Consider the following 20,881-nt stretch of genomic DNA (forward strand, 5'->3'; position numbering starts at 1 on the left):
TATCAGAAAATAATTTTTTTCGCTATTATATGATATCTATCTCGGTGATAGGTTTTTTTTATGGCTGACTAAAAGACCAGACGCAAGACTGCAACCAAGACTACTCCAAAAAGAACTGTACCCACTAGATTGCGGTAGCGAAAGGCTACAAAAGCCGTTGGAAAAACAGCCAAAAAGTCCAGCCACTTGATCTGAGGTAGGCTCCCAACCTTACCTGACACCACACTTGAAAGGATCAAGGCAAAGATAATGGAAACAGGCAAAAATTTCAAAAAACGCTCAACGATAGCTGGCAAACCCTTGTACTTAACCAAGATGAAGGGAATCATACGAGGTATCCAAGTCACTAGGCCCGAAAAGATAACGGCTAATAAAAGATATTTACTGACCATCTAAGACCACCCCCATTGTACATCCAAGTAGCGTCGCAAATAGAACAGCTAGAGACTGAGACACCAATGTCAAGAGCAAAAAGAAAGACACCGTAACAACTGCTAGGATTTTCAGCAGATTGCGGACAGGAATCCGTCTTTGCATAATCTGGAACTGCGAAGCAAAAATCCCGATAAACATTCCCACAAGGGCAAAATCAAGGCCAAAGATTTCTGGATTTGGCAGTAAACCACCTAGAGCTGTCCCAACAACTGTCCCAACAAACCAAGCTACATAACTGTTGAGATTATTCCCATGCATCCACATAGGATTGACCTTGTCTGTATGGGCTAATTCTCCCATCAAAACCCCGTAAGTCTCATCTGTCAAGAGACTAGACATACCGATATTTTGCCAGAGACTGGTATGACGGAAATAGGTCGACGCATGCAAGCTCAGCAAAAAGAGTCGTAAATTGATTAAAAAGACTGTCATGGCAATGGCTGCTACAGGTGCTTGGACCGCAATCAGTGCCAACATGGCAAACTGGGCGCTCCCAGCATAAACAAAGAGGCTCATCAAGCCCATCTCAACAGGTGTCACATAGGGTGCGCCAATAATCCCACAAGCCAGGCCAATGCTGACATAGCCAAGGGCAGTCGGCATGGCCGCCTGAGCACCTTCCCAAAATCCTTTTTCTTTCATCCTTCTCCTCGTATTCTCTCCAATTGAGGCTGTTCATCATCACAGCCACAGCACGGACTATTATAACATATTCAAAGAAGAGAAAAAAGTTTCGGAATCGAAACTAAGTGCCAGCAAAAAGTGCTGAAGAGGAAGCATCATGGATACATGAGAAATTGATCCACTCGGATAGTATACTTATCGGTTTCTGTGTCTGTAGCATATTTATTTTCTGTTGGATAGACATCAACCCAGAGTTCCCACTGTTGTCCCTTCAACTTGACCTTGTAGCGATAACCGTCATCATAGAGGCCAACTGTATCAGTTGCCATGGACTGGTAATCTGGGAGTTCTTCCAGTTCTTTTTTTACAGTCTGGGATAAGTTATTGAGCAATGCTTCCTGCTCAGCTTTTGAGGCAACGGGAAAATAAGCCGCTACTGTTTCCAAGTGATGCGATTTTGAAAATGTAAAGGTCGCTCGGCCTGGATAGCCTTTCAAAGTAATCTGCTCATAGTGATAGAAAAGACGACCTGTTTTATAGAAATACGGATCTTCTGCACGCCAAGTGTCCCGATAAGCCATTTCTGTTTCCTCAACCACTTTATCAGCTTCTCCAAATACTTCTTCAAAAGATTTAGGAGACATACCGAACGAAAGGGATTCAAACAAGACCAGTTGTGTCTTTTTGATATTCTGGCAAGCTGATAAAAGCAGGAGTAAGGCTCCAATAGCAAGCAAACTACTGATTATTTTTGTATTTTTCATATATCTACTATACAAGAAAAGGCTAGGATTGACAAACTTTGATAGAGTTGGATTCCGTGATTGATTTTAAAATTACTTTTTCATTTAAGGTAACAAGGAATTGAACAAGGACTATTATTAGATATTTTAGATAAAGAAAAAGACTGGAGCGCCAGCCTTATCTATGTGATGTAAATATTTCTGCTAAACCTAATACCCAAACACCAGTAAACTGACAGTAATTAAGAAGCTATTCCACAAGATGTGGAGCGCTATTGACCAATAAACTGAACGAGTATAACGAAAGAACATACAGAGTAGCAGACCTGCTCCAGCATAAATGATGAAGTCTGTTAACACCCATCCATATTGCAAAACATGAATAAGACTAAAGAGAGTGGAGGAAGCGATAACATCTATATAGTACTTTTTCAATTTAGATAGTGCTGTCATCAGAAGCCCACGAAAGACCAATTCTTCAACTATCGGAGCAATGAGACTGCCATAGAGAATGCGCGTTACAAAGTAACTAATTCCTGTCAAATTAGCTGCTTCTTTCACAATTGCACTCCCATTTTGCGTGCTGGGAAAGATCCGAGTCGTTATATTTACCCACAAAAACATCAATATAAAGGAAAGAAAGAAAATACCCAGATAGGACCAACGAAACTGGAAGCGACCGTACTCTTTCCAACGTTGACTCTTAACAAGAACCACAGTAGCAGCAATTCCTTCAATTACTATCAATAAAATTTGAATCCCATAAAATCCAAAATCTGATAATTGATCCATAAACTCTAATCTCACTACTAAATTAAAAATCAAGTAATAAGACATAAGTACCAAAATGGTCCCTAGGTAAAATTTCGTTTCTTTCCCTTTCATAGTTGATCCTTTTAAGTTTTATTTACGTCGTCTTTCAGCCAAACCTACCCAGAGTCCTTTCATCCAATCAAAAGCTCCGTAAGGGCTTGGTCCAATACCACAAACTGACTCGGGAATTTTTATGTCATAGCCAGTGTTCTCTTTTGCTAATTAGGATTATTGAAAAACTCTAAAATAACAAGGGGAGAATTTGACCAATGCCATTGTAGACTATGTGTAGTCCAATAGGCCAATAAATGGACTTTGTCACTCTAAATAAGACTGCAAATATGAGACCGCCACCCATATATACGAAAAAGTCTGTCAAGACCCAACCGTGGTTACTAATGTGCAAGATTCCAAACAAAGCAGCCGAACCGAGCACATCCAGTCCCCATTTCTTTCCTTTTTCCAGAGCGGTCATCACCAACCCACGATAAATCATCTCTTCAAAAATGGGACCTGCAATTACAGGATAGAAAAAATACATCAAAAATGCCGTTGCTCCCGTAAAAGTAGGAACATCCAGTTGATAAGCAATTTCATTTCTGGTAGATGGGAAAAGATAAAATGTGACGAAATTCCAAATAACAAAAGCAAGAAGAGCTAAGAAGGAATAGAAAAGATAGATTCCTTTAAATTTTCTACTGTTGATTTTCTGCCATTTCCCTGACCAAACCATAACAATAATAGCAAGCAGAACCACTAGAAAATTCAACAACATATCTGACAAATAATAGGCAAAATCAGATAGACCAGCAACAAGGTCGCTGTGTAAGACCAGACGAATCAAGAACTGGTCAGCAATGACAAGTAGAATAGCTATAAACAAGTAGTAGCGTGAGATTATCTTTTTCATCCTATTTTCTCCTATACTATGTAATAAAAACAGCCCCTACCCAAGAAAAGGCAAGGGCTTTGAATATCAATAACGGCGGCGATTAACAGTGGAAGAATCATGGTTAAAATATTTCTCCCAGAAATTAGTAATTGACCAAGGTGTTCCTATACCTCCCCAACCTCCACCGCCTGGGATATTGGCAACATACACAAAATCTCCTCCGTAAACCTTCTCCAACTCAGCTTCTGTCAATTCCATTGTTTCTGCAAATTGTAAATTTAACATCATTTACACTCCTTCAATTATTTTTACTTGTAAACCACTTCTGCGACCTAGGATTTGCTTCAAATGTCTTACAAGGACAGTATAACACGAAAACTGGCTTATTTTAAAAAATCGCATATTTGACATTTTTTCTCATAGAAATCTCTCATTTGCGATTGTTGACTAATCGATAAGCTCTTTGTATTGCTGCAAACGCAATTCAAAAAGGGCTGTTAATTGGGGATTCTCTAATATTTGCAGAGATTGGATAAAGTGTTCAATCTCTTTTTGATTGCTTCCTTTGGTTTGAAGGAAAATGCTCATCTTCTTTAAAAACTGCCACAATAATTTCTCAAAAACATCGTATGGACGGAGCATGCTCTCCAACTCGGACTCAAAGATTGGGATGTAAGAGAAAAGCTTACGCTCCATGAGCTCTGATATGATATTCAGATAGCCACTTTTCATATACAGTCTATTGTGTGCCAATTCTTTAAATTCCTTGGATTTTTCGAGTAAGGAGGTTGATAAAAAGATCAGATCTTGATTACTCAAGAAGGGCATAGTGTTACAAAATATATAGAGTTCAAACCAGGTCCAAGACTCGATAGCATAAAGGTAGGTGGTCAAAAACTCACGATCCTCCTCTTCGAGCAGATAGCTTTTATCCAAGGAATGGATAGCATTTTTAATCACGACGGCATTCAAACGACGATAGGTCTGCGCTATCTGTTCCTGCTCGATTTCCTCCAACAGTTGCTCTAAACCCGCTATATCTTGATGGGCAAAGCGATCCACAACCTTTCGACCAAATCGCATATGTGGGGATTCTTGATAGTTGTTGAGCTTGTGCCCAAACTCATCGAAGGTCACATTAATCCCTTGGATAGCTAGAATCAGCTTATCCGCAGACAGCATAGACTGCCCTAATTCAAACTTGGATAGCTGAGATGCTGTCAGTCCATCACAAGCTACATCTGACTGCTTGAGTTTTCGCGCCAAGCGTAATTCCTTGTAAAATTCTCCCAATTCCTGTTTTTCAATCATGGCCAAACTCCCCTTTAAAAATTCCCTTTACTATTCTATTCGTAAAAAATTTTACTTTTTTAACATATTATAAAATATTTTAGCAAAAAAGCCAGCTCGAAGCTGACTCTTTATTCCATAGTATCAAAGGCGAGGCTTGGTTTGGCGTTGAGGTCCAGGCCTGCAAAATTTTCTTTGTTCCACTCGCTGACGCTGGCATAAGCAATCATACCTGCATTGTCTCCGCAAAGGCGTAGGGGTGGGATGATGACCTTGACATCGGTGATTTCAGCTGCTAGGCGTTCTCTGAGACCTTTATTAGCTGCCACGCCACCGGCTACGACTAGGGTTTTAACAGGGTATTTTTCCAAGGCTTTCTTGGTTTTTGCCATAAGAATATCCATGACTGCTGCTTGGAAAGATGCTGACAGGTCTTCCTTGGACAAGCTTTCTCCCTTTTGCTCAGCATTATGGTGAAGATTGATAAAGGCAGACTTCAAACCTGAGAAGGAAAACTCCAGATTATCTTCCTTAATCATAGCACGAGGAAAATCATAAATATCCTGTCCCTGATGAGCTAGCTCATCAATCTCGCGACCTGCTGGATAGGTCAAACCCATGACACGGCCTACCTTATCATAGGCCTCACCAACCGCATCATCCCGCGTTTCCCCAACAATCTTGTAATCCCCAGCCTCAGAAACATAGACCAACTCTGTGTGCCCACCACTGACTAAGAGGGCTAACAAGGGAAACTCCAACGGCTCCACACTCTGAGCTGCCATGAGGTGCCCAGCCATGTGATTCACGGGGATCAGCGGAAGGCCGTAAGCCCAAGCAAAGGCCTTGGCAGCTGACAAACCAACTAGCAGTGCTCCGACTAATCCTGGTCCGTAGGTGACCGCAACAGCTGTTACATCCTCTTCGGTAATCCCTGCTTCTGCTAATGCCTCCTCGATGCAGGCTGTAATAACCTCGACATGGTGACGACTGGCCACTTCTGGCACTACGCCCCCAAAACGTTTGTGACTCTCAATTTGACTCGCAATGACATTGGACAAGAGCTCATCGTCATTTTTCAGTACGGCGACACTGGTCTCATCACAGGATGTCTCAAATGCTAAAATATATCTATCCTTCATCTACTTCTCTCTTCATGATGATGGCGTCCTCGGCTGGGTCATGGTAGTAGGCCTTTCGCTCAGCGATGACCGCCATCTTTTCTTTCTTGTAAAATGCTTGCGCTCGGTGATTTGACTTTCTAACTTCGAGGAAAATTTCCTTGTCAGTCGGCAGTGTCGCAAACAAGGCTGACGCAATTCCCTGACCTTGATAGGCTTGTTTGACAGCGATTTGTAGGACTTCGGCTTCAAAGAGATTCTCCTGAACGGCTAGAAATCCACTCACTTCTCCCCCATCATAAGCCAGAGCATACCAAGTCTGATCTTGGGACAGGTCTGATTGGATTTGTTCCAGCGTCCAAGGGCTGACTGGGTAAACATCTACCATAACAGCATAGATAGCTTGAGCCAAGTCAGGTTGCTGTTGGATTCGTTTGATCTTTATCATAGGCGTTTAATGTAGGACTCGCCAGACTCGGTGTGGTTCTTGAGCCAGTTTTCCTCGGCTTCAACACGTTTGAGGTAATTGGGCACAAAGTCGTGCAAGGAGTCTGCTTCCTTATCCCAGGCCCAAAGAGCTAGATTAGCTGCATTTGGCAGGGTTTCTTGGTAGCTAGCTTGTGGTAGCTGTTCTTGGATCTGTTCCACAAAGGGGCCAACTTCTCCGACAAAGGTTACCTGTTCAGCATCCTTGACCTGCTCTAGCACTTCCGCAAAGGACAGGTGTGCTTCTGGCAAGACAGGCTGAGCATTTTCATAAAACCCTGCATAAACATTGTTGCGACGTGCATCCATGATAGAAACCACCAATCCTTCTTGTTGGCGTGGCACCAGAGCCAAGAGGCTGGACATCCCCACTAACTCGATGTTCAGGGTATGGGCTAGAGTCTTGGCAGTTGCTACCGCGATTCGCAAACCTGTGTAGCTACCAGGTCCCTCTGCCACCACGATGCGATCCAAATTCTTGGGTGTCCAATCCAAACTTGCCATCAAAAAATCAATGGCAGGCATGAGGGTAATACTGTGATTTTTCTTGATATTGATCATAGTCTCGGCAAGAACTTGCTTGTCCTCTAAAATAGCGAGAGACAGAGCCTTGCTGGACGTATCAAAAGCTAATACTTTCATAACACATTCCTATCTTTTTGTCTGTTTACTATTATACTACAAAAGGCGATGCATGGGAATTTTCTTTCTTCCCAAACAAAAAGCCTTGCCACTTAGACAAAGAGGAAGGCAAAAAAATTTTAAAAAAGTTGCAGCTTTTTCCTATCTTTCCCGAATATATAAGTGAACAAGAAAAAAGGAGGAAAGTTCAATGACAAATTTTGACGTTCTTGACAATCAATTTTTATCGTTATCTGAAAACGAATTATCAGATATTGATGGTGGTCTCGCTCCCTTAGTTATCTTTGGAGTAGCAGTATCTTGGAAAGCTATTGCAGGTGGAACAGCACTTGTAGGTTCTGGTTTGGCAGCTGGTTATTTTTTAGGAGGTTAGTATGATTAAAGGTTTGAATAAGTATTGTGCAATTTCTAATAAAGAATTGCAAGGAATTAAGGGTGGTTTTGGCGTAGGTGTTGGTATAGCTTTATTTATGGCTGCTTACACTATCGGGAAAGATCTTCGTAAAAAGTTTGGATAAGTCATGCTAGATAAAAATTACATTTTTAGAAGGGTAAACTTTTTTCTCTTCTTCGGCTATAGCCTGCTCTATCTTCTAAATGATTTAAACATAACTAGGATCTCCTTACCAGTTGATTTATCGGTTTGTATTGTTTTCTTTTTATGTTTCAACTCGATTTTCGATACGAGAGATCATCGTGAACATAAGGATATCACCTGAAAATAGAAAAATCCGCCCCATCTATCAAGACGAGGTGGATTTTCTGTATATTTAGATGAATAATTGAGATCAAACATTTAAACCAAAATGAAAAACGAGCCAGACAACATAGGTGACAAGGAGGAGAAAAATTGAATAGAGTGTCACAAAAGCAAGCTTCCAAAGGAATTTTGTTTTGCGGTGTTCCAGATACGTAAAAATAAGATTTCCACCGTATACACAGGCTACAAAAACTATAAACATCAGGAGGCGAACCCCGATTGCAAATTCAAACAAACTAAACATCCTTAATCCTCCTTGTTTTAAAAGCTATAGGGAATATTCCCATCCATAAACTTCCCTTTCTATTTCCATTATAACACCTAAGCGCTCTCCAACCAAATCCTACCTGTCTTTTTGCTCCTGCTTCCCCTCCCGACTTTCTCTATTTCCGTCTTTTACTAATTTTTCATTTTGTGGTATAATTGAAATAATTGTAACGAATCAAGGTCAATCTAGACACAAAATGGAATGAAATCAAGCAAATCTCTACTAAAAGTTTGGAATAAGCTGACCTGTAAATAGAAAGGAACTATATGATTTACAAAGTTTTTTATCAAGAAACAAAAGAACGTAGCCCACGTCGTGAAACAACACGCTCACTTTACCTAGACATCGATGCCAGCTCAGAACTTGAGGGCCGTATCGCTGCTCGCCAACTTGTCGAAGAAAACCGCCCAGAGTACAACATCGAGTATATCGAACTCTTGTCTGACAAATTGCTAGATTACGAAAAAGAAACTGGCGTCTTCGAAATCACGGAGTTCTAATATGGCCTATACTCTTAAACCTGAAGAAGTCGGCGTTTTTGCCATCGGTGGTCTGGGAGAAATCGGAAAAAACACATACGGAATTGAATACCAAGACGAGATTATCATCGTCGATGCTGGGATTAAATTCCCAGAAGATGACTTGCTGGGTATTGACTATGTTATCCCCGACTACTCTTACATCGTAGACAATATTGACCGCGTCAAGGCTGTTTTGATCACACACGGACACGAGGACCACATTGGTGGGATTCCTTTCCTGCTCAAACAAGCAAATGTCCCTATCTACGCTGGACCGCTTGCCCTGGCTTTGATCCGTGGAAAACTCGAAGAACACGGTCTCTTGCGTAACGCCAAACTTTACGAAATCAACCATAACACTGAGTTAACCTTTAAAAATCTCAAGGCAACTTTCTTTAGAACCACTCACTCTATTCCAGAGCCTTTGGGGATTGTCATTCATACCCCTCAAGGAAAAATCGTCTGTACGGGTGACTTCAAGTTCGACTTTACACCAGTTGGTGAACCAGCGGACTTGCACCGTATGGCTGCTCTTGGGGAAGAAGGCGTTCTCTGTCTCCTCTCGGACTCGACAAATGCAGAAGTGCCAACCTTTACCAACTCTGAAAAAGTCGTTGGTCAGTCCATCATGAAGATTATCCAAGGCATCGAAGGACGTATCATCTTTGCATCCTTTGCCTCCAATATCTTCCGTCTCCAGCAAGCAACGGATGCCGCTGTTAAGACTGGACGCAAGATTGCAGTCTTTGGTCGTTCGATGGAAAAGGCCATTGTCAACGGAATCGAGCTTGGCTACATCAAAGCTCCTAAGGGAACCTTTATTGAGCCAAATGAAATCAAAGACTACCCTGCAGGCGAGGTTCTGATTCTCTGTACAGGTAGCCAGGGCGAGCCGATGGCAGCCCTCTCTCGTATCGCTAACGGAACCCACCGTCAGGTGCAACTCCAACCCGGCGATACCGTTATCTTCTCTTCTAGCCCAATCCCAGGAAACACTACTAGCGTCAACAAGCTGATTAACATCATTTCTGAAGCTGGTGTCGAAGTCATCCACGGTAAGATTAACAATATCCACACCTCTGGACACGGTGGTCAGCAAGAGCAAAAACTCATGCTCCGCTTGATTAAACCCAAATACTTCATGCCTGTCCATGGTGAATACCGTATGCAAAAAGTCCACGCTGGACTAGCGGTGGATACGGGTGTCGAGAAGGACAATATCTTTATCATGAGCAATGGTGATGTGCTTGCCCTTACTGCTAACTCAGCCCGTATCGCAGGTCACTTCAATGCTCAAGATATCTATGTTGATGGAAATCGTATCGGTGAAATCGGCGCTGCTGTCCTCAAAGACCGTCGTGATCTATCTGAAGATGGTGTCGTTCTAGCAGTCGCAACTGTTGACTTCAAGTCTAAAATGATCTTGTCTGGCCCAGACATCCTCAGCCGAGGCTTTGTCTACATGAGAGAGTCTGGCGACTTGATTCGCCAAAGCCAGCGCATCCTCTTCAATGCTATTCGTATCGCGCTGAAGAACAAAGATGCTAGCGTGCAATCTGTCAATGGTGCCATTGTCAACGCTATTCGTCCTTTCCTCTATGAAAATACAGAACGTGAACCGATTATTATCCCTATGATCCTCACACCAGATGAAGAAGAATAAATCATCCCTCACCCATGAAGCACACCCCAAAAGTTGGATTTTGCTCTTACTTTTTGGGGTGTGCTTCATTATTGTGTGAGCTTTATTTAAGTAAAAATTCCTGAGGACTGTCAGTTCCTCAGGAATTTGATGTGCTTATGCACCACATCTTCGTTATTCTAGTCTGTTATATTTTTTCTTTTATTTTTATAAAGTAGTTAACTGTAAGTTCTCAACTCGGTCCAAACATTTGTGTTACTAAATGTCTTAATCCGTCCAGCTGGACGCCATTCATTAGTTCCTTGATATTTAACCTCCAATTTATAAATATTAACTGTAAAAGAAGCTTTCAAAACTATATAACCATATTTATAAGGCGGAACAAAATGAGTAGCTGCGCTTCCATAAGTAAAACCTATTCCATACTCAGAAGAAGAAAAACTTTGTCCTGATGATATTGACACACTAGCTCCTGAGCTCCCCCCATAAACAGTATAAGAAACTCTTCCAGAAACCGCTGTATCACGGTAAGAGCTGAGGTATGTTCTACGAACACTACTTACTCCATAAGAACGGAATGAGCTTGCATTAGAAGGCGTTATATTTCTAGATTTTAAAAATTGTTCTCTAGTTTCTAAATTTTCAAACTCATAAATTACTCCAGTTTTATTTTCTTTTAATACCAACTCTGATATCACTTCAAAATCAGGACTTGGAATAGTATCTGCTTTGACGTCTAAAAATATTCCAAAAGTGAGCAAGCTAAACAACAATAAGAATATCGACTTAAGTCTGTTCATATCCAATCTCCATTCTAACTAGAAAATCGAAGACTAAAAATAAAATGATATTATTTTTTCAAACTCTTAAAAATCATAATCACCCCTACCACCATTCCTAAAGACGGAACTGGACGCCACAACAAACTCCAAAATATAGATTGTATTTTTAACATTAGCTCGTCATCAACTGCATGGTAAGGATTTATATGGAAAAGCAAAAAAGAGCAACATATGACCAAAACACCACATAGAAATAAGATATCTGGATTTATTTTTCTAATTTTAATCAGCTCCTTCCACAATACTTTATTTTAAAACAAAAAGACGAGTAGAGTATTCAGTAAAACAACTACTGACAAACTCCTCCTTTCTAGTTTAGCTAAATACTTTTGTTAACGATTTCATTTTATCATAAAATAATTTTAATGTCAAATTTATTTATAAATATAGTTCTATAAATAATAATAAGTAACAGATTCTCCTATAGTCAATATTCCCCATCACTATCATTACTTTTACAACTATCAATCTCAAGTCAACATTTCTTCTATCAAAATTATATTTACTCATCATTTTAAATGTTTTAATAATAATTTATCGGTAGCATAAAAGATTTCTTTTAATCAAATATTTAAATATGCAATAAAAAACTAGAGTCCATTAACAAAACAGCCCCGTCTTCGGAGCTGTTTTTCTCTATGCTTTCTTTTGAGATTAAAACTCAATAAAAATCGAAATCAGACTAGAAGGCTAGGCGAAAGCATAACTTAAGTTAGGTGAGCCGAAGCCGACGACGTATCATTTTGATTTTTGAAGAGTTTTAGAAATACTGCGATTTTTACCTTCCAAATACACCATCAAAATAGAAATATCTGCTGGATTTACTCCCGAAATACGGCTGGCTTGACCGATGGTTTCTGGATTGATGAGTTTGAACTTCTGGCGGGCTTCTGTTGCAATGGAGTCAATATCATCCCAGTCAATATTAGCTGGAATGCGTTTTTCTTCCATGCGTTTCATCTTGGCAACCTGATCCATGGCTTTGGAAATATAGCCTTCGTACTTGATCTCTGTTTCAATCAATTCGATAATCTTGTCATCCAAGTCCTCGGCAGCTGGCCCTATGAAGGCCACCACATCTTGGTAAGAAACTTCTGGACGGCGAAGGAATTCCTTGGCTGTAACCGCATCTGTCAACGGCTTGAAGCCCATTTCCTCAACCTTAGCATTGGTTTCTTTGACTGGCTTGAGTTTGATACTGTCTAGGCGCTTCATCTCATTGTCAAGTTGATTTTTCTTGATTTCAAAGCGGGCCCAGCGTTCATCGTCCACAAGGCCAATCTCGCGCCCCATCTCTGTCAAACGCATATCGGCATTGTCATGACGGAGGATGAGACGGTATTCTGCACGACTGGTCAAGAGACGGTAAGGTTCAATGGTTCCCTTAGTTACCAAGTCGTCAATCATCACTCCGATATAACCGTCGCTGCGCTTCAAAATCAACTCAGGTTTGCCTTGTATTTTTAGAGCCGCATTGATACCAGCGATAATCCCTTGGCCAGCAGCTTCTTCGTAACCTGACGTTCCATTTGTCTGACCAGCAGTAAAGAGTCCTGAGATTTTCTTGGTTTCCAGAGTCGCACGCAACTGGTGTGGCAAGACCATGTCGTACTCAATGGCATAACCAGTACGCATCATTTCAGCATTTTCCAAACCTTTGATGGAATGAACCAAATCACGTTGGACATCCTCAGGTAGACTGGTTGAAAGACCCTGGACATAGACTTCCTCTGTATTGCGCCCTTCTGGCTCAAGGAAGAGTTGGTGACGTTCCTTGTCTGCAAAGCGCACAATCTTGTCTTCAATTGACGGACAGTAACGAGGTCCCACTCCCTTGACCACACCTGTAAACATAGGCGCACGGTGGAGGTTGTTTTGGATAATCTCATGACTGGTACCGTTGGTGTAGGTCAACCAGCATGGCACCTGGTCCTTGACATAGTCCTCATCACGTGAAGTGTAGGAGAAGTGATTTGGCGCTTCATCTCCTGGCTGAATCTCTGTCACATCGTAATTGATAGAGGAAGCCTTGACACGTGGAGGGGTTCCTGTCTTGAAACGACCAATTTCGAGTCCCAGTTCCTTGAGATTGTCAGCAAGGTTAATCGAAGCCAGACTGTGGTTAGGACCTGACGAATACTTGAGGTCTCCGATGATGATTTCCCCACGGAGTGCAGTCCCTGTCGTCACGATAACAGCTTTAGCAGCATATTCTTGATGAGTAGCTGTACGCACACCAACAACCTTTCCATCTTCGACCAAAATCTCATCAATCATGGTTTGACGAAGGGTGAGATTCTCTTGATTTTCAACTGTCTTGCGCATCTCCTTAGAGTAAAGCTCTTTGTCAGCTTGCGCACGAAGGGCACGGACAGCTGGCCCCTTCCCAGTGTTGAGCATCTTCATCTGGATGTAAGTCTTGTCAATGGTTTTAGCCATCTCGCCACCGAGGGCATCGACTTCACGCACGACAATCCCCTTGGCAGAACCACCGATAGAAGGGTTACAAGGCATGAAAGCCAGCATTTCAATGTTGATGGTCGCAAGCAAGACCCTACAGCCCATACGGCTAGCAGCTAGAGATGCCTCCACCCCAGCGTGTCCCGCACCGATTACAATAATATCGTATTCTTCCGTAAAATTATAAGTCATTTTCTCTCCTATTCCTCAAGATGAATGTGTCTTAGTTGGCCGTCCCAATCTGGCAGGGCTGTTTTTAAAAAGGTTGGAACTAGCTGGATATTCTGGAGTTCATCCAAGTCAATCCACTCACAAGGCTGCATTTTTTCGTCTTCCTGCATGGTCAATGGGGCGTCCTCCAGCAAGTTCACCAGGTAATGAAACTCGATGTTGTGATAGGAAACACCGTCTTGTTCAAAACGATTTTCAACCACAAAAGCTAGCTGTCCAGCTTGAGCTCGGACACCTAATTCTTCCCTCACTTCACGAACTACCGCGTCTTCCGTGATTTCATTAACTTGAATCGCACCGCCAATAGTGTAATACTTGCCCTTATCTTTGGTAACTAGGAGCTTGCCATTTTGGAGAATCAAGGCTGCCGCCCGAACACCAAAGACCGTGTCTCCCACTGTTGTCCGAAAGTCTTGTTGAGTCATTTTTGTCCTTTCCCTTAAACGACACAAAAACAGTCAAAACTCGTAAGAAGTGCAGGACAAAAAAGCCTGCAACATCCATGAGCTTTGACCATCATTTCTATTGCTTTTATTATTGTAGCAAATTGAGAAAATTTGTCAATCTAAATGTACTGACAAACTTGTCCATCTCGATAAGCATTGTCAATCAGGCCACCACCTAGGCACTCTTCGCCATCGTAAAAGACAACTGCCTGTCCTGGTGTGATGGCGCGTTGCGGTTCCGCAAAGATAACTTCTGCCTTATCTCCTTTGACATGTACTGTCACCTTAGAATCAGGCTGACGGTAGCGGAATTTAGCCGTACAGTCTAGCGTAAATTCCTCTGGCATGTCACGAGTAAAGTGAACCTGACTGGCCTCTAGGCTGGTTGACATGAGCGAGTCATGGTAGAAACCTTGGCCGACATAGAGGATATTCTTGCTTAGGTCTTTTCCGACAACGAACCAAGGGGCATTGTCACCACCGTGTTGCCCACCGATACCGAGACCGCCACGCTGACCAATCGTATAGTACATCAGGCCTGCATGCTCACCCATATCGCGACCATCCACAGTCATCATGCGACCAGGCTGGGCTGGCAGATAGTTGCTGAGAAAGTTTTTAAAGTTCTTTTCTCCGATAAAGCAAATCCCTGTCGAGTCTTTCTTCTTAGCAGTCGCAAGTCCTGCTTCTTCAGCTAGTCTGCGAACTTCAGGCTTTTCCAAATGTCCCAAGGGGAACATGGTTTTTTGGAGTTGTTCTTGCGAAAGTTGACTGAGGAAATAGGTCTGGTCCTTGCCATTGTCCACGCCACGAAGCATGTGAACGATGCCATCCTCATCACGCGCCACTCGAGCATAATGCCCCGTCGCTACATAGTCTGCGCCTAAGGTCATAGCATAGTCCAAAAAGGCCTTGAACTTGATTTCCTTGTTACACATAACGTCTGGATTTGGCGTGCGTCCTGCACGGTATTCCGCTAGGAAATACTCAAAGACGCGGTCCCAGTACTCTTTTTCAAAATTGACAGAGTAGTAAGGAATGCCGATCTGGTCTGCCACCGCAGCCACATCCTTGTAATCTTCGGTCGCCGTACAGACGCCGTTTTCATCTGTGTCATCCCAGTTCTTCATGAAGATACCGATCACATCGTAGCCCTGCTCCTTGAGCAAGAGAGCCGTCACCGACGAATCAACACCACCACTCATCCCCACAACAACACGTGTTTTAGAGTTATCACTCATGGTAAGTCTCCCATCTATTCGTTTATTCACGATTGAAGGTCGTGTGTGCTTTAACGATTGAAGGTCGCTTGAGCAGTATTCATTATAACACGCTTGGTTGGAGAAGACAAGAAAGAGGCTGATAAATCATCTCAACCTCTCTTTCTTCCTTTGCAAACGAATCAATTTTCCCCTTTAAGTTCTTTCTTCGCTTGTTCTATCTGGTATTTCACTTGCTCAAAGCCGGTTCCTCCTAAGGAATTCCGTCTCCGAACAGCGGTTTCTGGACGCAAGTAGATATAAATATCCTCTTCAATCAAGGGATGGTAGGCTTGCAACTCCTCCAAATCCCAATCTTGGATGTTTTTACCATGCTTGATAGAGTCTAGAACCAATTTCCCTACAATTTCATGCGCTTCTCTAAAAGGGAGTCCTTTTTCAGCCAAATAATCTGCCAGTTCGGTCGCATTCGAAAAATCATTCTCTGTGGATTGCTGCATTTTGGCCTTATTAACCTGCATGCTCGATAGCATACCTGCCAACACATCCAGAGAATTTAAAATCGTTTCTACTGTATCAAACATGCCTTCCTTGTCCTCTTGCAAATCCTTATTGTAAGCCAGAGGCAAAGACTTCATGACGGTCAATAGCCCAAGCAAGTTCCCGTAAACTCGGCCTGTCTTCCCTCGAATCAATTCCGCCATATCAGGATTTTTCTTCTGGGGCATGATAGATGAACCCGTTGAAAAGCTATCAGACAAGCTAATGTACTGATACTCAAAACTGCACCAATTGATGATTTCCTCACAAAAACGACTCATATGCATCATCAAAATGCTGGCATTTGACAGAAATTCTAAGATAAAATCACGGTCACTCACTGCGTCCAAGGAATTGGTATAGGGTTGTTGGAAACCCAATAAATCACTCGATAATTGACGATCGATTGGAAAAGTTGTCCCCGCTAAGGCAGCCGCACCCAGTGGAGATAGGTCCGTATGTTTCAAGTTAAATGCAAAGCGCTCGCTATCCCTTTGGAACATATTATAATAAGCCATGAGATGATGGGCAAAACTAATCGGTTGGGCATGTTGCAAATGAGTATAACCTGGCATGATGGTTTCCACATGTTTTTCAGCCAAATCCAGCAAAACACTGTTCAGATTCGCCAACTTATCCAAGACATGGCCAAGCTGCTCCTTTAGATATAAGTGCATATCCGTTGCGACTTGGTCATTCCGAGAACGAGCCGTGTGTAGTTTCCCAGCCAGAGGACCAATTTTCTCTGTCAGCAACACTTCCATATTCATATGAATATCTTCATTTGCAATATCAAAATGAAGCTCTCCTGCCTCTAAATCTCGCAACAAAGCTTGCAGACCATCTTGGATCTGCTCTGCCTCTTCCAAGCTTAAAATGCCAGTCTGTCCTAGCATTTGAACATGAGCTAGGGAACCCATCAAATCAAATTTTGCCAGCTGGTGGTCAAAAGAAATACTCGCACCGAACTGTTCTACCCAATCTTCCACAGTGCCTTCAAATCGACCACCCCATAATTTTGTATTTTTCGGCATATCCTGTCGTCCCTTTCTATCGCGTCACTACTCAACATTTTTCTGAACTTCTGAATAAACCTTAGTCGGAAGCCCCCAAAGCTTGATAAATCCAACAGCCGCATCTTGGTCAAAAGTATCCGCACTAGTATAAGTCGCCAAATTTTCATCGTAAAGAGAATTTGGTGATTTCCGAGCCACTACCTGGGCGTTCCCCTTATAGAGTTTAACTTTTGCAGTTCCATTGACAACTTTCTGTGTCTCCTTGATATAGGCAATCAAAGCCTGAGTTGCTGGGCTAAACCACAAAGCATTATAGATGAGATTGGACAACTCATTTTCGATAATAGGTTTGAAATGAGCCACTTCTCTCACAAGAGTCAAGTCTTCAATCTCCTTATGAGCTGCCAATAAAGTCACAGCGCCTGGGCACTCATAAATCTCTCTTGACTTAATACCGACTAGGCGATTTTCCACATGGTCAATACGACCGACACCATGTTTGCCCGCAATTTCATTTAGCTTTTGAATCAAATCCGCTACTTTCATCTTCTCACCATTGAGGGAGATGGGCACCCCGCAGCTAAACTCAATGTCAATAAATTCTGGACTGTCTGGTGCCTCTTCCGGCGAAGATGTGATTCCAAATGCTTCTTCTGGCGCTTGGTTCCAAGGGTTTTCCAAGACACCACATTCATTTGCACGTCCCCAAAGATTTTGATCGACAGAGTAAGGATTGTCAAGGTCAGCAGGAACTGGAACACCGTTTTCTTTGGCATATTGGATTTCTTCTTCACGAGACCATTTCCACTCACGAACAGGCGCAACTACTTTTAAATTGGGATCCAAAGCCGCAATAGAGACTTCAAACCGAACTTGGTCGTTTCCCTTACCTGTACAACCATGAGCAATTGTGGTTGCCCCCGTCTGATGAGCTATCTCAACTAGTTTTTTTGAAATAAGAGGGCGACTCAGAGCAGATACCAAGGGATACTTCTGTTCATAGTAGGCATGAGCCTGAAGGGCCACTAAAACATAGTCATTAGCAAATTCTTCCTTAACATCAATGACATAAGACTCAACAGCCCCAACCTTGAGAGCTTTATCGTGGATGAATTCCAGATCTTTTCCTTCACCCACATCCATACAAACAGCAATCACATCATAGTCTTTTTTTAACCATGTAATAGCAACTGATGTATCCAATCCACCTGAATAGGCTAAAATGACTTTTTCCTTACTCATTTCTCATCCTTCTTTCTATTTTTCGATAGAGGCTTTAAAAGCATCGTCAATCAATTTGTCCAACTCCCCAGAATCCTTCAACTTCTGGATGGTTTTGTCAACCGCCTCTTTTAATTCTTTACTGTCTTTTTTCATCGCAACAGCGTAGGAATCTTCTTTGTCATTGTCAAAATCAAACTCAGCGATGGCTAGGTCTGGATTATTCTCTACAAAGCCTTTCGCCACTGGTTCCTCAAAGATAACTGCATCCAGTTGCCCTGATTTCAAATCTGTTATCAAATTTCCATTTTTAGGAAGTGAAACGAGAGAAGCATTCTGCAAGGTTTCTTTGGCCAGAGTTTCCTGGATAGAGCCTTTCTGCGCTCCAACCTTTTTCTGAGCCAAATCCTTGACTGATTGGTAATTCGTTAATTCAGATTTTCTTACGATAACCTTATTTTTCGAAGTGTAGTAGGGAATTGAAAAATCGTAAACTTGACTTCTCTCTTCCGTTTTAGAAACACCTGATATGGCAAGATCTGCCTTTCCTGAATCAAGACTAGCCAGTACATTGTCAAAACTCATTGGAGAGAACTCCACTTCTACACCTAGTTCTTTTGCGATGGCTTTGGCTAGCTCAACGTCTGAACCTACAATCTGATTTTTCCCATCGACCAATTTCTGGTATTCAAATGGAGCAAACTCTGGATTTAGGGCCACCACCAATTTTCCTTTAGCCTTAATGGCTTCAACACCTTGGGATTGAGTGTTACTACAAGCAAATAATAAGGGAAACATAAGCAAACCAAACATCGTCATCAACACCTTCTTCACTTTATTCATAGAAGAGCCTCCTTTTATTTTTATACTTTATTATTGTATAAATAATACTCCTCTCGCTTTCGTTTGTCAAGGAAAAACTGCATTTTATTTCATTTAAATCAAGAAAAAGCTTACTATATGATATATTTTTACACACAATAAGATTATTTATACTATTTGAGTTTTAAAACAATTTGAAGAATTTCGTTGGAATTATACAAATAGAGCATTACTGAGAAGATTGTTACGCTTTTTGTTATAGAGAAACAAAAAAGAGCCCTAAAGGACTCTTTTATTCTTAATACCAACCGTTGTTAAGCCAGAAGTTCTTGGCAGCTGTCCATGAACCGTAACGTCCTGCAACGTAGGCATCTGCTACACGTTCTTGGTTTTCAGCTGAGTAGTCACCGTTCAAGTATGAATCTGTCAATTGGTAACGTCCGATGTAACGTCCGTTTGTAGCAGTGTAGCTACCGCCTGATTCTTTTTGAGCAATCCATTCTTTGGCTTCTGCTTCAGAACCACTTACAGTAGAAGCTGCTGCAGTGTTGCTTTCTGCTGCTGGAGCTGGAGTTGCAGGTGCAGCTGGCGCTTCATAAGTTGTTGTTGCTGCTGGAGCTTCTTCAACTGTTTCTGTAGCTACTGGAGCTGTTTCTTCCGTTGTTGCTGCTGGAGCTACAGTTGAAGCTGTTCCTTCGATAACCAAAACTTGGTCAACATAGATAAGGTGAATATCTTTGATGTTGTTTTTTGCTGCCAATTTTTCAACAGTTGTGTTGTACTTCTCAGCGATTTCTGAAAGAGTATCACCTGATTTAACTGTGTAAGTTACAGTTTCTTGGGCAGATGCAAGTGATGGAGCAAAGAAAGCAAGCAAAGTTGCTACTCCTGCGATAGTTGTTTTAATTTTTTTAGTTGTTAATGACATATCTAAAAATTCTCCTTCCATTGGATATATCTATGATACCTTTTAAATGTTACCGTTGTTTAACGGTTTTATGTAGAAATATTACAAAAATGTTTTATATTTACCGTTTTAAGGAGGTTTTTGTCACAAAAGACCTTATTTTATACTATCTTTAATCATTTTAAGCTTTTGATAAGGGAAATAAGCGCGGAGGTCCATTCTTTGATATAATAGATATAAGAATCTTTGTAAGGGGAAACAGATGCACTCACTTCGTTTTCAATCTGTCTTTGACATTATCGGACCTGTCATGATTGGCCCATCAAGTAGCCACACAGCTGGAGCTGTTCGCATCGGGAAAATCGTCTCTTCCATCTTTGACGATACGCCGACAGAAGTCGAATTCCAATTATTTAATTCATTTGCCAAAACCTACCGTGGTCATGGAACCGACCTTGCTCTCGTCGCTGGTATATTAGGTATGGATACGGACGATCCCGATATTCCAAATAGCCTTGAGATTGCCCATAAACGTGGTATCAAGATTGTCTGGACCATTCAGAAAGATAGCAACGCTCCTCATCCTAACACCACTAAAATTACTGTGAAGAATGAACACAAATCCATCAGTGTGACAGGAATTTCCATCGGTGGAGGAAATATCCAAGTTACGGAGCTTAACGGCTTTGCTGTCTCTCTCAACATGAACACACCAACCATTATCATCGTGCATCAAGATGTTCCAGGTATGATTGCCCATGTTACTGAAGCCCTCTCTCGTTTCGATATCAACATCGCTCAGATGAATGTGACTCGAGAAAAAGCTGGAGAAAAAGCCATTATGATTATCGAAGTCGATAGTCGAAGTTGCGAAGAGGCGATTGAAGAAATCCGAAAAATCCCTCATCTCCACAATGTCAATTTCTTTAAGTAGGAGGA

24 protein-coding genes are annotated in these 20,881 nt (G+C 41.8%); 5 read left to right on the plus strand and 19 right to left on the minus strand.

Annotated elements, in window-relative coordinates; genetic code table 11:
• Window positions 1-68 precede the first annotated feature (68 nt).
• From GOM47_RS08970 to tsaB, 10 genes are all read right to left on the minus strand, one after another.
• Window positions 69-392 carry an AzlD domain-containing protein gene (locus tag GOM47_RS08970; protein ID WP_235080585.1) on the minus strand — a complete coding sequence of 108 codons (324 nt, stop codon included), beginning with the start codon at window positions 390-392 and terminating at the stop codon, window positions 69-71.
• Window positions 382-1,077 (minus strand): AzlC family ABC transporter permease, encoded by a 696-nt coding sequence (locus tag GOM47_RS08975; RefSeq protein WP_235080586.1) that lies wholly within the window; start codon window positions 1,075-1,077, stop codon window positions 382-384. The genes GOM47_RS08970 and GOM47_RS08975 overlap by 11 nt, the downstream gene beginning before the upstream one ends.
• Window positions 1,078-1,214: 137 nt before the next feature.
• Complete coding sequence (locus GOM47_RS08980) at window positions 1,215-1,823, minus strand: hypothetical protein (RefSeq protein ID WP_235080587.1); 609 nt, start codon at window positions 1,821-1,823, stop codon at window positions 1,215-1,217.
• Window positions 1,824-2,012: 189 nt separating this feature from the next.
• Window positions 2,013-2,687, minus strand: coding sequence for a CPBP family intramembrane glutamic endopeptidase (locus GOM47_RS08985; protein ID WP_235080588.1), 675 nt, complete (start codon window positions 2,685-2,687; stop codon window positions 2,013-2,015).
• A 169-nt stretch (window positions 2,688-2,856) separates the two neighbouring features.
• The gene (locus GOM47_RS08990; protein WP_235080589.1) at window positions 2,857-3,525 is read right to left on the minus strand and encodes a CPBP family intramembrane glutamic endopeptidase; all 669 of its coding nucleotides are present in this window, start codon (window positions 3,523-3,525) and stop codon (window positions 2,857-2,859) included.
• Window positions 3,526-3,591: 66 nt separating this feature from the next.
• Window positions 3,592-3,792, minus strand: a complete 201-nt coding sequence (locus GOM47_RS08995; protein ID WP_235081288.1) for a peptide pheromone VP1 — start codon at window positions 3,790-3,792, stop codon at window positions 3,592-3,594.
• Window positions 3,793-3,954: 162 nt separating this feature from the next.
• Window positions 3,955-4,818 (minus strand): Rgg/GadR/MutR family transcriptional regulator, encoded by an 864-nt coding sequence (locus GOM47_RS09000; RefSeq protein ID WP_235080590.1) that lies wholly within the window; start codon window positions 4,816-4,818, stop codon window positions 3,955-3,957.
• 110 nt (window positions 4,819-4,928) lie between these two features.
• Window positions 4,929-5,939: a tRNA (adenosine(37)-N6)-threonylcarbamoyltransferase complex transferase subunit TsaD gene (gene tsaD, locus GOM47_RS09005; RefSeq protein ID WP_235080591.1), complete on the minus strand. Its 1,011-nt coding sequence runs from the start codon at window positions 5,937-5,939 to the stop codon at window positions 4,929-4,931.
• On the minus strand, window positions 5,929-6,366 hold the full coding sequence (gene rimI, locus GOM47_RS09010) for a ribosomal protein S18-alanine N-acetyltransferase (RefSeq protein WP_235080592.1): 438 nt from the start codon (window positions 6,364-6,366) through the stop codon (window positions 5,929-5,931). Before rimI ends, tsaD begins: the two co-directional genes overlap by 11 nt.
• A complete protein-coding gene (gene tsaB, locus GOM47_RS09015) occupies window positions 6,363-7,046 on the minus strand; it encodes a tRNA (adenosine(37)-N6)-threonylcarbamoyltransferase complex dimerization subunit type 1 TsaB (protein ID WP_235080593.1) in 684 nt (227 codons plus the stop codon). Before tsaB ends, rimI begins: the two co-directional genes overlap by 4 nt.
• A 190-nt stretch (window positions 7,047-7,236) precedes the next feature.
• Between tsaB and cibA the strand changes: the two genes are divergently transcribed.
• Entirely contained in the window at window positions 7,237-7,419 is a 183-nt protein-coding gene (gene cibA / locus GOM47_RS09020; RefSeq protein ID WP_000180842.1) for a fratricide two-peptide bacteriocin subunit CibA, read from the plus strand.
• Between the two features lies 1 nt (window position 7,420).
• Window positions 7,421-7,564 carry a bacteriocin gene (locus tag GOM47_RS09025; RefSeq protein WP_235080594.1) on the plus strand — a complete coding sequence of 48 codons (144 nt, stop codon included), beginning with the start codon at window positions 7,421-7,423 and terminating at the stop codon, window positions 7,562-7,564.
• A gap of 270 nt (window positions 7,565-7,834) precedes the next feature.
• On the opposite strand, the gene GOM47_RS09030 is transcribed toward GOM47_RS09025, so the two are convergent.
• The gene (locus GOM47_RS09030) at window positions 7,835-8,050 is read right to left on the minus strand and encodes a hypothetical protein (protein WP_000492020.1); all 216 of its coding nucleotides are present in this window, start codon (window positions 8,048-8,050) and stop codon (window positions 7,835-7,837) included.
• Between the two features lie 290 nt (window positions 8,051-8,340).
• Between GOM47_RS09030 and GOM47_RS09035 the strand changes: the two genes are divergently transcribed.
• A complete protein-coding gene (locus tag GOM47_RS09035; protein ID WP_000639588.1) occupies window positions 8,341-8,574 on the plus strand; it encodes a DNA-dependent RNA polymerase subunit epsilon in 234 nt (77 codons plus the stop codon).
• Between the two features lies 1 nt (window position 8,575).
• Complete coding sequence (rnjA, locus tag GOM47_RS09040; RefSeq protein ID WP_000331971.1) at window positions 8,576-10,258, plus strand: ribonuclease J1; 1,683 nt, start codon at window positions 8,576-8,578, stop codon at window positions 10,256-10,258.
• Window positions 10,259-10,455: 197 nt separating this feature from the next.
• On the opposite strand, the gene GOM47_RS09045 is transcribed toward rnjA, so the two are convergent.
• The 8 genes from GOM47_RS09045 to GOM47_RS09080 form a co-directional block, all read right to left on the minus strand.
• Window positions 10,456-11,037, minus strand: coding sequence for a hypothetical protein (locus GOM47_RS09045; protein WP_125424969.1), 582 nt, complete (start codon window positions 11,035-11,037; stop codon window positions 10,456-10,458).
• 780 nt (window positions 11,038-11,817) lie between these two features.
• On the minus strand, window positions 11,818-13,731 hold the full coding sequence (gene mnmG, locus GOM47_RS09050) for a tRNA uridine-5-carboxymethylaminomethyl(34) synthesis enzyme MnmG (RefSeq protein ID WP_235080595.1): 1,914 nt from the start codon (window positions 13,729-13,731) through the stop codon (window positions 11,818-11,820).
• Window positions 13,732-13,739: 8 nt separating this feature from the next.
• Entirely contained in the window at window positions 13,740-14,195 is a 456-nt protein-coding gene (locus GOM47_RS09055) for an NUDIX hydrolase (protein ID WP_070695962.1), read from the minus strand.
• Window positions 14,196-14,335: 140 nt separating this feature from the next.
• Entirely contained in the window at window positions 14,336-15,457 is a 1,122-nt protein-coding gene (gene mnmA, locus GOM47_RS09060; protein ID WP_070695960.1) for a tRNA 2-thiouridine(34) synthase MnmA, read from the minus strand.
• Between the two features lie 161 nt (window positions 15,458-15,618).
• The gene (gene argH / locus GOM47_RS09065) at window positions 15,619-17,010 is read right to left on the minus strand and encodes an argininosuccinate lyase (protein ID WP_001125690.1); all 1,392 of its coding nucleotides are present in this window, start codon (window positions 17,008-17,010) and stop codon (window positions 15,619-15,621) included.
• 27 nt (window positions 17,011-17,037) lie between these two features.
• Window positions 17,038-18,234, minus strand: a complete 1,197-nt coding sequence (locus tag GOM47_RS09070) for an argininosuccinate synthase (RefSeq protein WP_000031908.1) — start codon at window positions 18,232-18,234, stop codon at window positions 17,038-17,040.
• A 15-nt stretch (window positions 18,235-18,249) separates the two neighbouring features.
• The gene (locus GOM47_RS09075) at window positions 18,250-19,056 is read right to left on the minus strand and encodes an ABC transporter substrate-binding protein (RefSeq protein WP_139689683.1); all 807 of its coding nucleotides are present in this window, start codon (window positions 19,054-19,056) and stop codon (window positions 18,250-18,252) included.
• A gap of 277 nt (window positions 19,057-19,333) precedes the next feature.
• Window positions 19,334-19,963: a LysM peptidoglycan-binding domain-containing protein gene (locus GOM47_RS09080; protein WP_235080596.1), complete on the minus strand. Its 630-nt coding sequence runs from the start codon at window positions 19,961-19,963 to the stop codon at window positions 19,334-19,336.
• Window positions 19,964-20,204: 241 nt separating this feature from the next.
• On the opposite strand from GOM47_RS09080, the gene sdaAB reads away from it, so the two are divergent.
• Complete coding sequence (gene sdaAB, locus GOM47_RS09085; RefSeq protein WP_000555868.1) at window positions 20,205-20,876, plus strand: L-serine ammonia-lyase, iron-sulfur-dependent subunit beta; 672 nt, start codon at window positions 20,205-20,207, stop codon at window positions 20,874-20,876.
• Window positions 20,877-20,881: the final 5 nt, after the last annotated feature.

It is taken from the genome of Streptococcus oralis (genome assembly GCF_021497945.1).
GTDB classification, from domain to species: domain Bacteria; phylum Bacillota; class Bacilli; order Lactobacillales; family Streptococcaceae; genus Streptococcus; species Streptococcus oralis_BR.

Excerpts from the sequence above, each read along its gene's own strand:
- GOM47_RS08970 (WP_235080585.1), bottom strand. The coding sequence starts at position 392 with ATGGTCAGTAAATATCTTTTATTAGCCGTTATCTTTTCGGGCCTAGTG.
- GOM47_RS08975 (WP_235080586.1), bottom strand. The coding sequence starts at position 1,077 with ATGAAAGAAAAAGGATTTTGGGAAGGTGCTCAGGCGGCCATGCCGACT.
- GOM47_RS08980 (WP_235080587.1), bottom strand. The coding sequence starts at position 1,823 with ATGAAAAATACAAAAATAATCAGTAGTTTGCTTGCTATTGGAGCCTTA.
- GOM47_RS08985 (WP_235080588.1), bottom strand. The coding sequence starts at position 2,687 with ATGAAAGGGAAAGAAACGAAATTTTACCTAGGGACCATTTTGGTACTT.
- GOM47_RS08990 (WP_235080589.1), bottom strand. The coding sequence starts at position 3,525 with ATGAAAAAGATAATCTCACGCTACTACTTGTTTATAGCTATTCTACTT.
- GOM47_RS08995 (WP_235081288.1), bottom strand. The coding sequence starts at position 3,792 with ATGTTAAATTTACAATTTGCAGAAACAATGGAATTGACAGAAGCTGAG.
- GOM47_RS09000 (WP_235080590.1), bottom strand. The coding sequence starts at position 4,818 with ATGATTGAAAAACAGGAATTGGGAGAATTTTACAAGGAATTACGCTTG.
- tsaD (WP_235080591.1), bottom strand. The coding sequence starts at position 5,939 with ATGAAGGATAGATATATTTTAGCATTTGAGACATCCTGTGATGAGACC.
- rimI (WP_235080592.1), bottom strand. The coding sequence starts at position 6,366 with ATGATAAAGATCAAACGAATCCAACAGCAACCTGACTTGGCTCAAGCT.
- tsaB (WP_235080593.1), bottom strand. The coding sequence starts at position 7,046 with ATGAAAGTATTAGCTTTTGATACGTCCAGCAAGGCTCTGTCTCTCGCT.
- cibA (WP_000180842.1), top strand. The coding sequence starts at position 7,237 with ATGACAAATTTTGACGTTCTTGACAATCAATTTTTATCGTTATCTGAA.
- GOM47_RS09025 (WP_235080594.1), top strand. The coding sequence starts at position 7,421 with ATGATTAAAGGTTTGAATAAGTATTGTGCAATTTCTAATAAAGAATTG.
- GOM47_RS09030 (WP_000492020.1), bottom strand. The coding sequence starts at position 8,050 with ATGTTTAGTTTGTTTGAATTTGCAATCGGGGTTCGCCTCCTGATGTTT.
- GOM47_RS09035 (WP_000639588.1), top strand. The coding sequence starts at position 8,341 with ATGATTTACAAAGTTTTTTATCAAGAAACAAAAGAACGTAGCCCACGT.
- rnjA (WP_000331971.1), top strand. The coding sequence starts at position 8,576 with ATGGCCTATACTCTTAAACCTGAAGAAGTCGGCGTTTTTGCCATCGGT.
- GOM47_RS09045 (WP_125424969.1), bottom strand. The coding sequence starts at position 11,037 with ATGAACAGACTTAAGTCGATATTCTTATTGTTGTTTAGCTTGCTCACT.
- mnmG (WP_235080595.1), bottom strand. The coding sequence starts at position 13,731 with ATGACTTATAATTTTACGGAAGAATACGATATTATTGTAATCGGTGCG.
- GOM47_RS09055 (WP_070695962.1), bottom strand. The coding sequence starts at position 14,195 with ATGACTCAACAAGACTTTCGGACAACAGTGGGAGACACGGTCTTTGGT.
- mnmA (WP_070695960.1), bottom strand. The coding sequence starts at position 15,457 with ATGAGTGATAACTCTAAAACACGTGTTGTTGTGGGGATGAGTGGTGGT.
- argH (WP_001125690.1), bottom strand. The coding sequence starts at position 17,010 with ATGCCGAAAAATACAAAATTATGGGGTGGTCGATTTGAAGGCACTGTG.
- GOM47_RS09070 (WP_000031908.1), bottom strand. The coding sequence starts at position 18,234 with ATGAGTAAGGAAAAAGTCATTTTAGCCTATTCAGGTGGATTGGATACA.
- GOM47_RS09075 (WP_139689683.1), bottom strand. The coding sequence starts at position 19,056 with ATGAATAAAGTGAAGAAGGTGTTGATGACGATGTTTGGTTTGCTTATG.
- GOM47_RS09080 (WP_235080596.1), bottom strand. The coding sequence starts at position 19,963 with ATGTCATTAACAACTAAAAAAATTAAAACAACTATCGCAGGAGTAGCA.
- sdaAB (WP_000555868.1), top strand. The coding sequence starts at position 20,205 with ATGCACTCACTTCGTTTTCAATCTGTCTTTGACATTATCGGACCTGTC.